General features: G+C 64.5%; 10 protein-coding genes. 1 reads left to right on the top strand and 9 read right to left on the bottom strand.

What is annotated here, in order from left to right; genetic code table 11:
* The first annotated feature begins 53 nt into the window (after positions 1-53).
* Positions 54-1151 carry a cell wall hydrolase gene (locus Q0C17_RS08765; RefSeq protein ID WP_291204547.1) on the top strand — a complete coding sequence of 366 codons (1098 nt, stop codon included), beginning with the start codon at positions 54-56 and terminating at the stop codon, positions 1149-1151.
* Between the two features lie 80 nt (positions 1152-1231).
* Here the strand turns inward: Q0C17_RS08765 and Q0C17_RS08760 are convergent, their stop codons facing one another.
* The 9 genes from Q0C17_RS08760 to Q0C17_RS08720 all read right to left on the bottom strand — a co-directional run bounded on the left by Q0C17_RS08760 (position 1232) and on the right by Q0C17_RS08720 (position 12954).
* Entirely contained in the window at positions 1232-2041 is an 810-nt protein-coding gene (locus tag Q0C17_RS08760; protein WP_291204544.1) for an SDR family oxidoreductase, read from the bottom strand.
* Positions 2042-2091: 50 nt separating this feature from the next.
* Positions 2092-2949: a carboxylating nicotinate-nucleotide diphosphorylase gene (gene nadC / locus Q0C17_RS08755; protein ID WP_291204541.1), complete on the bottom strand. Its 858-nt coding sequence runs from the start codon at positions 2947-2949 to the stop codon at positions 2092-2094.
* The gene (locus Q0C17_RS08750) at positions 2946-4508 is read right to left on the bottom strand and encodes an L-aspartate oxidase (protein ID WP_366914790.1); all 1563 of its coding nucleotides are present in this window, start codon (positions 4506-4508) and stop codon (positions 2946-2948) included. The genes nadC and Q0C17_RS08750 overlap by 4 nt, the downstream gene beginning before the upstream one ends.
* Complete coding sequence (locus Q0C17_RS08745; protein ID WP_291204535.1) at positions 4492-4962, bottom strand: hypothetical protein; 471 nt, start codon at positions 4960-4962, stop codon at positions 4492-4494. The genes Q0C17_RS08750 and Q0C17_RS08745 overlap by 17 nt, the downstream gene beginning before the upstream one ends.
* Positions 4963-5040: 78 nt before the next feature.
* Positions 5041-6183 carry a quinolinate synthase NadA gene (gene nadA / locus Q0C17_RS08740; protein ID WP_291204532.1) on the bottom strand — a complete coding sequence of 381 codons (1143 nt, stop codon included), beginning with the start codon at positions 6181-6183 and terminating at the stop codon, positions 5041-5043.
* A gap of 236 nt (positions 6184-6419) precedes the next feature.
* Positions 6420-8678 (bottom strand): hypothetical protein, encoded by a 2259-nt coding sequence (locus Q0C17_RS08735; RefSeq protein WP_291204529.1) that lies wholly within the window; start codon positions 8676-8678, stop codon positions 6420-6422.
* A 141-nt stretch (positions 8679-8819) separates the two neighbouring features.
* Entirely contained in the window at positions 8820-10253 is a 1434-nt protein-coding gene (locus Q0C17_RS08730) for a M20 family metallopeptidase (protein ID WP_291204526.1), read from the bottom strand.
* Between the two features lie 102 nt (positions 10254-10355).
* A complete protein-coding gene (locus tag Q0C17_RS08725; protein ID WP_291204523.1) occupies positions 10356-11624 on the bottom strand; it encodes a dicarboxylate/amino acid:cation symporter in 1269 nt (422 codons plus the stop codon).
* Positions 11625-11817: 193 nt separating this feature from the next.
* A complete protein-coding gene (locus Q0C17_RS08720; RefSeq protein WP_291204520.1) occupies positions 11818-12954 on the bottom strand; it encodes an AraC family transcriptional regulator in 1137 nt (378 codons plus the stop codon).
* Between the last annotated feature and the right edge of the window lie 27 nt (positions 12955-12981).

The raw sequence follows: 12981 nt of genomic DNA, 5'->3' as shown, positions 1-12981 counted from the left end.
GTCTGGTCACCCTGAATGGGCTGCGTGAAAAGCTCAAACGTTGGTGGCTCGGAATGACGGATCAGGAACAGCGTGAAGTGTTCATTCGTGGGGGGATGATTGCCGTTTGTGCAGTCACCGCCACCGTGTCGCTCCCCGTTATCTCGAGCCAGCAGGTCAGCCTGCGCGCCGAAGCCGAATACCGCGCCGAGGCCGAGCGCTTCGCGATGTTCCAGGATGCCGGCCTCGCCGTGCGCACCGATGCGCATACGCCGGCCCTTCTCGACACGCCCTGGCTGCGCACTGTCGAATACACGCTGAAGCGTGATCCCGATTCCTCGATGAGCCGCTATGCAATGCGCGACCGTGATGGCGCAGCGCTGCAGACGCTGGCCTCGTTCCGCGCCGAAGATGTTCAGCGTGCGGAGACCATCGATTCCGAACTGATGTGCATGGCGCAGGCTGTGTACTACGAGTCTGCCCGCGAGCCGCTCGAAGGCCAGCTGGCGGTTGCCGAAGTCATCGCCAACCGGATGCAGGACCACCGCTATCCGGACACTGCCTGCGGCGTAGTCTTCCAGGGCGCGACGCGCACCACGGGCTGCCAGTTCACGTTCACCTGTGACGGCGCCATGAAAGTGAAGCCGAAGGGCGAGAACTGGGCCCGCGCGAAACGCATTGCCGCGCACGTCCTTATGAACCTCAACGAGGAACGCACGGGCGGCGCCACGCACTATCACGCGACTTATGTGGACCCGATCTGGAACTCCGGTCTGATCCAGACCAACAAGGTCGGCCTGCACATCTTCTACCGGTTCCCGCGCGGCGCCGAATGGGCAAGCGTGGAGCGCAACTTCCAGGCCCGCAAGCAGTCCGTCGCGCTGCAGCTCGCGGCGCTCGATGCCGGCACGGCCGGCCCGGACGCGGTCGACGAAAGCCTGCTGTTCGCAGAAGGCTCCTCGGCCGGCGACGATGGCTACTATGCCGTGACGCCGACCACGGCCCCGGCCGCTGTCTCGACCTCGACGCGCACGATCTCGACTGGTGCGCCGCGCCTGATGAGCCTGCAGAAGGTGCCCGCGACGGAGCCGAAGGAAGCAGTCCCGGAACTTGATGAATACACCGCCCGCCAGATCGGCGCGCCTTCGGTTTCGGTGGACGGCGCGCTCTGATACTTCCACGGTAGGTACCACAAGACATGAAAAGGCCGCCGGTGATGAACCGGCGGCCTTTTGCTATCGGTTGCGGCCCGTCAGGTGCGCGGGGGCACGCCCTTGCGGATCTGCTTGCGTACAAGGCCTGGCAGCCAGCGCGTCATGAAGCGCGCGCGTTCAGCCTCGCCGCCAACCATGTACTGGATGTCATCACCGTGGGCGGCTTCCCAGGCTTTCTCGGCGGCCATCGAGACCGGATAGATGGTCGCGCCGTTCGCCTTCATCTGGTCCGACATCTTCTCGTTCGAGCCTTCTTTGGCGCCCATGTCGAGGATCGGCGTATCGACGAACCAGGGCATCAGGCTGGTGACGCGGATGCCGAGATCGCGGAACTCGGCGTCGAGCGCTTCGGATAGTCCGCGTACGGCCCATTTGGAGGCGGAGTAGACAGCAAGCTGCGGCGCACCGACGATGCCGGCGGTGGAGGCTGTGTTGACGATGCGGGCTCCGGGCGTGGCTTTGAGCAACGGCAGGGCAGCGTAGACGCCGTTGATGACGCCCTTGACGTTAATGTCGATGACGAGGTCGGAGTCTTCCGGCGGCACCTCCTCGAACCAGCCATGGCGGCCTATGCCGGCATTATTGAAGAGCACATCCATTTTTCCGCCGGTCGCGGCGCTGAAGCCTTCGATGGCGGCCGCCCAATCGGGGCGCTTCGTGACATCGAGTTTGGCGGCGTGGCTATTGCCGCTGCCGAGCTCGGCGGCGACGGATTTCAGGCCCATCTCGTTCACGTCATAGAGACCGCAGAACCAGCCCTGTTTCGAGAAGTAACGCGCAGTTTCCGCGCCGATGCCGGAGGCTGCGCCGGTGATGAAAATGCTCTTGCGGCCGTTGGCGGTGGTCATGGCTGACATCTCCGAGTCGCTTGCGCCGGTTTGGCGCGCGGGATCGACTGTCAGACGACATCCAGTCCAAGGTCAAGGTTCGGTGCGGAATGGGTCAGCGCGCCGGACGAAATGAAGTCCACGCCTGTTTCGGCAATTGCCGCAAGGGAAGACAGCGTAACGCCGCCCGAGGCTTCGAGCGGCACGCGGCCGGCGGTGAGCGCGACGGCCTGGCGCAGGGTCGCGAGGTCCATGTTGTCGAGCAGGATGGCATGAGGGCCGTGCTTCAACGCTTCCTCGAGCTGAGCGAGATTGTCGACCTCGATCTCGATCATGCGCAGGTGACCGGCATAGGCCTTGGCCCGGGTGAGCGCGTCAGCGATGGAGCCGTTGCAGGCGGCAATGTGGTTGTCCTTGATGAGGATGGCGTCGTCCAGGCCGTAGCGGTGAGACGTGCCGCCGCCGCAGCGCACCGCGCGTTTCTCCAGCGCACGGTGGCCAGGCGTCGTCTTCCGTGTGCAGACGACCCGGGCCCTGGTGTGGGCGACGGCGTCGACATACTGGCGGGTGAGGCTCGCGACACCCGAGAGGCGGCCGAGGAAATTCAGCATCGTGCGCTCGGCGATCAGGATGGAGCGCGCGGCGCCGTCGAGCTCGGCGACCGTGTCGCCGGGCGCGAGCGCAGCGCCGTCATTCTTTTTTACGGTGAGGCGGACGTCCGGATCAATGAGGCGCAGCGCATGGGCGGCGGCGTCGAGCCCGGCAAGCACGCCCGGTTTGCGCGCCGCGATCCTGGCGCGCATGCGCGTGCCGGCGGGGATGGTCGCATCGGTCGTCAGGTCGCCGGCGCGGCCGAGATCTTCGGTCAGCGCGAGGCGCACAATGGGATCGAGGATGACCGCGGGCAGCGGTGGGATGTCGGTGGTCATGGCGTTACGCGCTCGCGGAAGGGATGGGCGATGAACTGGCGCTGCGGCTTGCCGGTGTCCGGATAGTCGCGGCGGAAATGGCCGCCACGGCTTTCGGCGCGGGCGAGGGCGCCCTCAGCAACAAGGCGGGCGGCGGTAAGCGCAGGGGCGCCCGGGGCTTCTGCCTCAAGCTGGCGGCAGAGGTCGAGGAGCTTCGTCAGGCCGGCCGCATCGCGCACCACGCCGCAATGGGCGGACATGGCTTCGCGCAGTTTGAGGAGGCTCTGATCGGTAAGTGCGGAAGGGATCGACGCTTGGCTGGCAGCTGGCGCGTCAAGCGTGGCGGACATCAGGCGGCGCGAGATGCGCTCGGCGAAGACGACGGCTTCCAGTAGCGAGTTCGAGGCGAGGCGGTTGGCGCCGTGCGCCCCTGTGGACGAGCATTCTCCGCATACGGAGAGGCCCGCCAGCGTCGAGCGGCCCCAGAGGTCGGAGACAATGCCGCCCATGTGGTAGTGTGCGGCGGGGGCAACCGGAATGCGGTCGCGGCGCGGGTCGATGTTTGCGCTCATGCAGGCGCCGAAGACGGTAGGAAAATGGTCAGGGAAATGGTCTCCCACGGCCTTGCGGCAGTCGAGGAAAGCGCCGCGTCCGGCCATGCGTTCGGCATGGATCGCGCGGGCGACTTCGTCACGAGGGGCAAGCTCCGCGAGCGGATGATAGTCCGCCATGAAGGCGCGGCCATCGGCGTTGTGGAGTGTTGCGCCCTCGCCGCGCAGCGCTTCAGTGGCGAGCGGGGCAGGGTCGCGGCCGATGTCGATGCCGGTCGGGTGGAACTGGACGAATTCGAGATCAGCGAGCAGGGCGCCCGCTTCATATGCCATCGCGATAGCATCACCCTGAGCTTCGCGCGGATTGGTGGTGACCTTGAACAGGCCACCGGAGCCGCCGGTGCACAGGGCTGTGGCGCGGGCGGTGCGGGGCGTGAAGTGGCCGGAGGCATCGCGCAGCACGACACCGGCGACGCGGCCATTGGCATCCTGGAGCAGCGAAACGGCGCGTGCGCCTTCGATGAGTTCGATGCTGGGGGTGGCCTGCACGGCGGCCACGAGGGCGTCCATGATCGCCTTGCCGGCGAGGTCTCCCGAGACACGGGCGACGCGCGGATGCGAGTGGGCAGCCTCGAGGGAAAGCGCGAGGGCGCCTTCGGGCGTGCGGTCGAACGGCACGCCGAGGGCGAGCAGGTCGCGAACGCGAGCCGGGCCGTCTTCGGCGATGAGGCGGGCGATCACCGGATCAACCAGGCCTGCGCCGGCGGCGACCGTGTCGGCGGCATGCTGGGCGGGGCTATCAAGCGGGTCGAGCGCGGCGGCAAGGCCGCCCTGCGCCCAGGCGGAAGAGGCCGCCTGGCCGAGCGGCGAAGGCGAGATGACGAGGCAATGGCGGGGGGCGAGCTTCAGCGCGAGGAACAGGCCGGCCAGGCCCGCGCCGACGATGAGCACGTCGACGCTCGCGCCGGCTTCGGCGTGCACACGGTGAGCTGCCCCCTCGAACATGGCCCTGTCAGGAAATCCCGTCATTCGCGCGGCGGAACTCGACCGGCGCGGTGACGGCAGAGACGAGCGCGCCGAACATGCGCTCATGGCTCTGGATCGTCAGGGTGAAATTGTCCGGCACGTAGTACATCTCCGGCATCTTGGTTTCGATCATCTCCTCGATCGTCGAGCGGATGGAGACCTGATCGCCGAAGCGGCGTGCCTCACACGACTGGCGCACGACCGAGCGGCCCCACATTGAGCACATTTCCACGGCGATGACCTCGCACGTGTACAGTCCTTCGTCCGGATGCGGAGAAAGGTTCATCGTGCCGGTCATCACGCATTGGCCTTCGCGGTAGGGCTTGGTCTGGAAGCTCCAGTTGCCGAGCACGTCTGACTTGTCCTTGTCGCCCTTGCCCTTCACGGCGGCGGCCGGGAGACCGGCCACGAGCGCAATCATCATCAGGCCGAGAACCGGCCTCAGGAACTTCGACATGGACGCCTCCTCGACTAGGGTCCGGTTGACTTCACTGCTTCGGCCTGCGCTTGGCAAGCCGTCTCAATCATACGCTTCTCAGATCACCATCTCGAGTTCGAGCGGCACCTGACCGGTCTTGAAGGCCAGCGGACGCGCCATTTTCGGCAGGGCCAGCATCGCGTCCAGCGCCGCCTTCGCGCGCACGCGCACGTCTTCCGGTATGGTCACTTCGTGCTGGCCGGTGACCAGGCAGTCATAGATGTTTTCCAGCGTGATGCGCTTCATGTGCGGGCAAAGATTGCACGGCCGGATGAAGTTCACGTTGGGGTTCTCAGCGGCTACATTGTCGCTCATCGAGCATTCCGTGAGGAGGACGACCTTGTTCGGCTGGTTCTCGGACACGTAGTTCGAGAGGGCGGATGTTGAGCCCGCAAAGTCGGCTTCCTGCAGCACGTCCGGCGGGCATTCCGGGTGCGCCAGGATGATCACGCCGGGATGGGCTTCGCGCAGCTGTTTCACGTCCTCGCCGGAGAATTGTTCGTGCACCTCGCAGGCCCCCGGCCAGGTGAGGATGCGGATGCCGGTCTGGGCGGCAACGTTCTTGGCAAGGTACTGGTCCGGCACGAGGATGACCGTGTCGGTGTTCCACGCTTTCGCGATGTGCTCGACGACCTGCGCGGCGTTCGAGCTGGTGCAGGTGATGTGGCATTCAGCCTTAACGTCGGCGGTGCAGTTCACATAGGTGACGATCGGATAGTCCGGGAATTTCTGCTTGATCAGGCGCACGTCGGCGCCGGTGATCGAGGCGGCGAGCGAGCAGCCGGCGCGGGTGTCCGGGATCAGCACGGTCTTTTCCGGGGCGAGGATCTTGGAGGTCTCGGCCATGAAGTGGACGCCGGCCTGCACGATGATGGCGGCGTCCGTTGCGGAGGCTTCGCGGGCAAGCTGCAGCGAGTCGCCGCGGAAATCGCCGACGAGGCTGAAGATGTCCGGCGTCATGTAGTTATGAGCGAGGATGACGGCATTCTTCGCCTTCTTGAGCCGGTTGATGCCGGCGACCAGCGGGGCGATCGCAGGCCATTCCATCGGCGTGACGAAGTCCGCGACCAGCGGATACAGCGGGTCGGTCTCGGCCTTGACCGCGTCGTCATAGGCAAGGCCGCGGGCTTCGGCGGCGGACCTACCGCGCAGCGGGGTGGGGGTGGGGCAGCCAGGGCCGGAATCGATCAGACGCGCCATGTTATCCTCCAGGACCGAGCCATTATGCTCGATTTGAGTATAAGTTAGGCCTGACACTCCGCATTTCAAGACAGTGTCCCTGGAAATGCGGGAGGGGCAGGGCTCTTCGTGACGGCTCTGTTACTTTTGCGCACTCTGAGCAAAAGGGGTTCTAGCGAATCGGGGCGCCAAAGGCAAGGCCGCGCCACCTTTTGGCCATGATTGGGCTGGGGCGCTTGGCCTCACTCTACGCAGTGTTAGCTGCTCCGCGTCAGTTGGGCGATTTGCGTCAGCAACCTCTCGAACATCGCTTCTTCGCCCGGCTTCATCCAGATGCCCGCGCCCATTCGCTTCAACCGGTCGTACTCTCGCTGAATGCTGCGCAAGGGACGCCGGCGGGATACCTGCACCTGCAACTCTTTCAGTCGCTGCTCGTCCGCTTCGCTCGGTGATTGCCGTGCCATGTTGATGTTCATGAGCTGTTCGGTCGCGAACGACCTGTCTTCCACCCTGCCTTGGCGCACCGGATGCCACGTCTTGGCCTCTTCCAAGGAAACGCCCAGGATGCCAGGCGCTTGCTCCAGATCAACGAGGCGGGCAGCCAGCACTCGGGCCGCCTCAAGCGTGCCCTTGTCGCCCAACATCGAGAACGCCCGGGTGCGTTGAACGTCAAGCCCGCGGTCTGTCCGGATCAGGAAAAGCAACTCCGAGAGCGCCAGATAGTCTGCTTCGGTCCGGTCTTCCGGATGGGAAGCGCGGAAGTCGGCAATCGCATCGTCGAGAAATCTCTCGAACTGGCGCCTCTTGGAGTGTCCATCGGGATCGTCGGCGCGCTCGGTCTGTAACAGATCAGAGTACCGCTTGCTAAGTTGCCTTAGGCGGTCGCCGACCGTTCCGAGAACCAGACCCTCGGCCAGCCAGGAAACGACTTCAAGCAGCCTCTTGTCGGCAGCCTGATCAGATTTCGAAAGCTCCAGAGACAGTTCGCTCAACCGGCGAGGATTGTATCGGAAGTCGCCACGGTCAAGCTCAACGCTTTCGCGCCGATGCTCCTCAAAGAAACGCTCCCACTCTGGCTTGATGGGCGGCTGGCCATTTGTGGCGGCCTGCCAAGACTCTTCAAGGATCTTGCGCTCCATGAACGGGTCAAAGAAATCGACTTGACCGTTCTTGAAAAGGCTCTTCTGAGCGCTGTTGCGCTGAGCAATGCCGATTGCCTGCAACAGGGCGGCGATGATCACGACGTCGATGATCAGCCTTGAAGCAAAGATCACGTGCCGTCCGAAAGCTGTGTTCGAGTCAAAGACCTGTGCTTCCTCGACCTGATAGATATCGATCCATGACACAATCGGCACGCCCTTCGCCAACTCTGCTCCGAAGAAATTGAACCAATTGATCAACGACATATCGTCGGAGCTCTTGGGAAAGAAGCCGAACTCGAGCTGTGCCTGGCGCAAGGCAAGTGGCACGAGAACGAACAACCAAGCATATCCCATCAGCGCTTCGTCGCGCAGGTCATTGGCAAAGCCGATACGGAACTTGTCCGACTTGGTCGTCTGTATTCGGAGAGCCTTTTCACGGTCGTCTTCGACCCATGCCCACCGGCGACCAAGCGCGAGGATGATAATCATCGCCACGGAAATCGGCACCAAGCCAAGGGGTTCCGGCAGCGCGTAGCCCATACCGGCCAAGGGGAGCATCACCAGCAGCAGCATTGCCTGCGGCATGAACCAGCCTGGCAGCGTGGCGCCGGACAACGGCGCAACCAACCTCACCAGCAGCGCGTCAATTCCGCTGATTATGGCCCCGGGATGTGCTGCGCCACTCGCCTTGATTGGTGTCATCGGGCTTTGCTCAATCAAGGCTTTGAAGCCGGCAAGGTTGGCAATCACGATGAATGACAGGAATGCGGATACCACAACCGCCATCGAAACTAGTCCGAAGTATCCGGTTATTGAGAACATGCGCTGTCCGGCCGCCCATGCGCCTGCTCCCACAATCATGATGATCGCGATAGTCGCCAGTATCGTCATCGAACTGATAGGTCCGTCCGGATCAACCAAGTAGCTTTTGGTCTTGCGCGTGTTGATCGCTTCGAGCGCGACGAGGTGGTAACCGTAGCAGAGGGGCGCGAACGCAACGCCAAGCGAGACCAGAAAAAGCGCAGTCGCCCTCCAGTCCCAATTTTCTATGGCCCATGGAAAACTGAATGGCAGTAGGGACTTGCCATATGCGCTCCATGCAAGCACCGCGAGCAATCCTCCCATCCAGAAGAATGCCGCATAGAATCCGGGCCGTTCTTCCGTTCCCGGATCATGAGCCTTGGGAGTGTTATCCCAACTGCGTTGAACAAGCAGCAGCCCGCATATGACGTGCGCTATCAAAAGGCTTGCGACAGTACCTGCAGCTTCAGCGAAGCTTCGAAAGGGCCGGTCGTCCGTAAGATCCTGTACGGCGAAATACGTACCGGTGCCCGCGAGCAGGAATGCAATGACCAGCACTTCGAGTTCGTGCATTGGTCCCAGTCGGCGACGTCCGCGCCAACTGCCTGATGTGTTGCTCTCTGCCTTATCCACCCTCGCCCCCATTTCCCGCACAGCGAGAAACTAATCATTGCTCAGCGAGCTTGGGAAGAGGGCGCAATTCAAATTGTCGTTCTAGTCCTTGAAGAGGTCGATCACCGCCGCCGTCATCGCGTCGACGCCGGTTGCGATGGCGGGGTCGTAGTCGGGGGCGAAGAGGGGGGAGTGTAGCGAGGGCAGCGGCATGCCGTCGACCTGCGAGGCGGCGTATTTGTCCGCGCTGACGGCGCCGAGCCAGAAGATGACGCCGGGAATCTTCTCGTCGGTGCGCGCATACTGGCTGAAGTCCTCGCCGCCCATGACGGGCGGGACCGCGCGCACGTTGGCGGCGCCCAGCTCGGCACTGATGGCGGCCATGGCGCGGGCGGTGAGGTCGGGGTCGTTATAGGTCGCGGGGGTGAAGTCGCTCTCCACCGTGATGACGGGTGCGGGCGCGCCGAAGGCGGCGGCCTGGCCTTCCGCGATGCGCTTGATGCCGTCGAGCAGCATCTGGCGCGTCTTGTCCTCGTAAGAGCGCACGGTGATCAGTAGTTCGGCTTCATCCGGGATGATGTTGTGCTTGGCGCCGGCCTTGATCGAGCCGACGGTGACGACGGCGGAGTCGAGCGGGTTGGTGTTGCGCGAGACGAGGCTCTGCAGCGCGACGACGATGTGGCTCGCCACGAGCACGGGGTCGACCGTCGTGTGCGGATAGGCGCCGTGGCCGCCGACACCCTTCACTTTGATGTCGACCGAGTCGACATTCGCGAGCGCAAAACCGCTGGAATAGGCGATGGTGCCGGCGGGGGCCCCGGCTGAGACGTGCAGGGCAATATTATAGTCCGGCTTCGGGAACTTCGTGTACAGACCTTCGGCGAGCATCGCCTGCGCACCGAGGCCGATTTCCTCCGCAGGCTGAGCAATCATCACCAGCGTGCCTTTCCACTTGTCCTTCTCTGCGATCAGGCGCCGGGCGGCGCCGACCCAGACGGTCATGTGGATATCGTGGGCGCAGGCGTGCATGACGTTGCTTTCAACGCCGGTCCAGGTTTCGGAGACGACCTTCGAAGCGAAGGGAAGGCCGGTTTGCTCCGGCACGGGCAGGGCGTCGGTGTCAGTGCGGATCAGGATGACCGGGCCGGGGCCGTTCTCGAAAACGCCGACTACGCCATAGCCGCCGACGCCGGCGCGCACTTCGCCGTGGTCCTTCATCGACTTGTCCTTGACCCAGGCATCGCCGACGCCTTCGGTGACTGTAAAGCCAAGCGTTTTCAGCTCGTTGGCGAGGAGGGCAGAAGTCTGTGCTTCCTTGAAGGAGAGCTCCGGCGTCTCGTGGAGCTGCTTGTAGAGGGCAACGAGGTTTTCGTCGGCGACGCGCAGCGGGCCTTCGGGCATCCCGGGAATACTGGCCGCGGCAGCGGTGGCCGAGCCTTCGCCGGTGCCGCCTGTGCCGCCAGGACCTGCGCCGGTTTCATTGCCGCAGGCGGTCACAAGTGCCAGCGCGCTGACCGCAAGAAGGAGATTTTTCATGCCCGTTACCCCGTCCAGAAAGTGCCTACACGCCCAGCCCGACTTGTGGACGGTTCGGGGCAGCGTAGCGGGATGGGCGGGTGGGGGGAAGGGTTTTGTGGGTCAGGCCGTCTCGGGAGCGATGACGCGGACGCCCTTGTCGCCGCGGTTGAGGATGGTGGTGACCGTGAGGTCGGCGGTGACGTTGCCGACAGTGCGGAAGATGTCCGGGATGACCTCGACGGCAAGGAGCAGCGGGAGCAGTTCGATCGGCGCGCCGATGGCAAGACAGATGGGCGCGACGGAGACAAAGAAGCTGAGCTGGCCCGGCAGGCCGACCGATGAGATCGAGACGGCGAAGGCGACGAGACCGGCGGCGATGAACTGGGCGAGGGTCGGCTCGATGCCGTAGATGTGGCAGATGAAGAGGACGACGGCGAGGTTGGCTACCGGGCTCGTCAGGCGGAAGACGGCGACGGCGAGCGGCAGGACAAGGCCCGCGACGTGTTCGGGAATGCCGAGGTTCTTGCGCGCGCACTCGACCATCACCGGCAGGGTACCGATGGAGGACTGGGTGGAGAAGGCAACGACCTGCGCCGGCGCGATGGCGCGGGCGAAGCGCACCGGGCCGACGCGGCCGAAGAGGGCGGCGAGCGGGTAGCAGGCGATCACGACCGCGATGCCGCCGGCCGAAACAAGCAGGATATAGTGGAAGAGCGCGCCCGAGGCCCCGAGGCCGCTGCGCAGACCAAGCGTGAGCGACAGGGCGAACACGCCGAGCGGGGCGGCGAGCAGCACCCATTTGACGATGACGATCATCGTGTCGGCGACGGCGTCAAAGAAGCTGACGAGCAGCACGCGCTGTGCATGCGGCAGCCGGGTGACGGCGAAGGCGAAGAAGAGCGCGAAGATGACGAGCGGCAGGATGGCATTGCCGGCTGCGGCCGCGACGGGATTGGAAGGTGAGAGGGATTTCAGCCAGGCGCCGAACTCTATGGCCTGCGAGGCGGGTGCATCTGCGCCTGTGGCGCCGGCGACGAGGACGCGCGCGCTTTCCGCGTTCACTGGCCAGGCGGCGAGAACCGCTTCGTAGGAAAGGAGTGTGGCGACAATGGCGCCGGCAAGGAGGAGGGCGAACCAACTGAGCGCGCGGGCAGTGAGTCGGCCGGCGGAGAGCGCGTCTGATACGGCGGCGACGCCGACGACCAGCAGCGCGAAGACGAGCGGGATAACCGTCATTTGCAGGAAGCCAAGCCAGAGCGAGCCGATGGCCTCGGTGACGGAAACAAGTTCTACCGGGACGCCCGAGACGCCGCCCAGAAAGGTGCCAAGGCCCAGTCCCAGGGCAAGGGCAATCAGCACCTGCGCCGAAAGCGATTTCAGAAATTTCACGCGTATGCTCCCTCAGCTCAGGGATGTTCAGAGCATCGCAGCGCGTGGGGCGCAAGAGCGCAGCCATTCACGGGCGCAGCCGAGCTGGCGCAGTGTCAGCCCCGAGGTCTTCGCCAAGCGGGATCGTCGCGGTGAGCACGTATCCGTCTGCCCCGGATTCCTGCACTGTCTGCGGGCGGGCATTGCGCATGTTTCAGACCGGGACATCACTTCGGGCCCGGCGGGCGGCCTTCAAGTCGCGCGGGCTGCTGCCGGTCCAGCGCTTGAAGGCGCGTGAAAAGGCGGAGGGATCAGAGAAGCCGACCAGATAGGCGGTTTCGTTCACGGAGACCTGCTGGCCGGCGAGATAGTGCAGCGCCATTTTGTGGCGCAGCGTGTCGAGCACCTCTGCGAAGGTGACCCCTTCGGCCTTCAGGTTGCGGTAGAGCGTCTGCCGGCTGACGCCGAGCCGGGCGGCAATGCGGTCGACACTCACCGTGCCGGTATGGAGGACGGGCAGGGTCATCGCCTCGACCCGGCCGCGCAGGGTTTTCGAGTTTTCGAGGTCCTGAAGCAGCGCATCGCCGCGCTCGGTCAGGACGCCGAACACATAGCGGGCCTCGGGCTGGATCTGCACCTGCGTCCAGCCGGGGTGGATGCGGATCGCGTTGCGCTCGCTGCCGAAGGTGACGGGGATCTGCCAGAGCGTATCGTATCGGGCGCGGTAGGGCGGCGCGGGATGCGTGACCTGCGCTTCAAGGGCGAAGGTGTGCTGTGGGAAATCGCGCCGGGCACTGACGATGAAACGCGACAAGGTGGATTCGGTGAATTCGGGGAAGCTGTTCGGATCGGGACGCAGGTCCTCCATCCAGAGTCCGCCTGCGCGCTCCACGAGACGGAAGCGCGGACCTTCGCCGAGGCCTTCGATCTCGACGACCAAGCGGCCGAAACGGTTGAGCTGGCCGAGAGCTTCCATCATGTTCGCGCTGGCATGGCTGATGAGGCCGACAACCGAGAACTTCCGGAAGTCGCTGGCCGCGCCGAATTCCAGCGCGAGGGCGGCGTTGCCGGTTTCTTCCTTGCCCGCGCGCATCAGCGCGGCGTAGCGGGAGACGGGAATGCGGTCATCCTGATCGGCCAGGTCCGCGGCGCGCAGACCGCTGCGCTGGAGGAGGCGCGCCTCGTCCGCACCCTGAACGACAGCGAAATCGAGCAGCGCTCTTGTGAAGCCAGCGGACAGCGTGGGCTCCGCCGTGGGGAGGCCTGCGATGTTACGCACGATCATGTTTTTCGAGCGCACTGTCATGGCCTCATATCGTTTCAGGGCGATAGCATATCGCCAATCGATCATCACCGCTTTCGCCAGTGCAAGCAAGGA

The sequence above is a fragment of the Hyphomonas sp. genome, assembly GCF_022844445.1.
Classification (GTDB): Bacteria; Pseudomonadota; Alphaproteobacteria; order Caulobacterales; family Hyphomonadaceae; genus Hyphomonas.
Note: the sequence above shows the minus strand (reverse complement) of the source record. Positions and strands in the feature narration are given on the sequence as shown.